This is a genomic window from Aeromonas sp. 604176, assembly GCF_049170755.1.
GTDB classification, from domain to species: Bacteria; Pseudomonadota; Gammaproteobacteria; order Enterobacterales; family Aeromonadaceae; genus Aeromonas; species Aeromonas veronii_A.
The window spans coordinates 1-824 of sequence record NZ_JAAKNE010000295.1 but is presented as its reverse complement, the minus strand read 5'-3'; the positions used below and the strand labels follow the sequence as shown (position 1 = coordinate 824).

Here is an 824-nt window from a genome sequence, read left to right as displayed (position 1 = left end):
CTGAACGATCCCTTCATCCACACCGCCAGCTTCGATCGTCCCAATATCCGCTACAGCCTGGTGGAGAAGTTCAAGGCGGCTGAGCAGCTGCTGCGCTACGTGCAGAGCCAGAAGGGCAACTGTGGCATCGTCTACTGCTCCAGTCGCAACCGGGTGGAGGAGGTGGCCGAGCGGTTATCCCGCCACGGCTGCAAGGCGGCGCCCTATCATGCGGGGCTGCCGCTCGAGCTGCGCCAGCAGACCCAGGATGCCTTCCTCAAGGATGACATCGAGATAGTGGTGGCGACGGTGGCGTTCGGTATGGGTATCGACAAGCCCAACGTACGCTTCGTGGTGCACTACGACATTCCGAAGAACATCGAATCCTACTATCAGGAGACCGGCCGCGCCGGTCGCGATGGCACCCCCGCCGAGGCGCTGCTGCTCTACGATCCCGCCGATATCGGCCGGGTGCGCCGCCTGCTCGACAACATCGAGAACCCGCAGCAGTTGCAGGTGGAGCAGTACAAGCTCAACGTGATGGCGGCGTTTGCCGAGGCGCAAACCTGCCGCCGTCAGGTGCTGCTCAACTACTTCGGCGAGTACAACGACAAGCCGTGCGGCAACTGCGATATCTGTCTCGATCCGCCCAAGAGCTATGACGGCACTGAAGATGCCCAGAAGGCGCTCTCCTGCGTCTGGCGGGTGGGCCAGAATTTCGGGGTGGGTTATGTGGTGGAGGTGCTGCGCGGGTCGCTGAACCAGCGCATCAAGGATCATGGCCACGATAAGCTGTCGACCTACGGCATCGGCAAGGATCAGAGCCACGAATACTGGATGAGCGT

Annotated in this window: 1 protein-coding gene; it reads left to right on the top strand. The window is 61.8% G+C overall.

Annotation, left to right across the window (positions count from 1 at the left end):
* Positions 1–824: RecQ family ATP-dependent DNA helicase (locus G5358_RS21455; RefSeq protein WP_421324925.1), on the top strand; the 824-nt coding region annotated here is incomplete at both ends.